Origin of the sequence: Emticicia sp. W12TSBA100-4 (assembly GCF_040253585.1) — a bacterium.
Taxonomy (GTDB): Bacteria; Bacteroidota; Bacteroidia; order Cytophagales; family Spirosomataceae; genus Emticicia.
On the sequence record NZ_JBELAU010000118.1, the window covers coordinates 1 to 228 of the forward strand.

Below are 228 nucleotides of genomic sequence, written 5' to 3' on the forward strand. Positions count from 1 at the left end.
TACTACTACACTCGCTGTTGCTGTACAACTGTTCGCATCTGTTACTACTACCGTGTAGGTGCCCGCTATTAGACCGTTTATCGTTGAGGTCGTTGCATTATTACTCCATTTATAAGTATATGGACTCGTGCCACCTGCTGCAATTACACTCGCACTGCCACTTGCATCCCCGTAACACTTCACATCTACACCACTCGGGGTCGTCGTCAATGCTGCCGTTGGTTGTTT

General features: G+C 47.8%; 1 protein-coding gene. It reads right to left on the reverse strand.

Translation table 11 applies throughout. The annotated features are described in order from the left end of the window. Nucleotides 1-228 (reverse strand): SprB repeat-containing protein (locus ABR854_RS26025; RefSeq protein ID WP_350268755.1); only part of this gene is annotated, 228 nt, incomplete at both ends.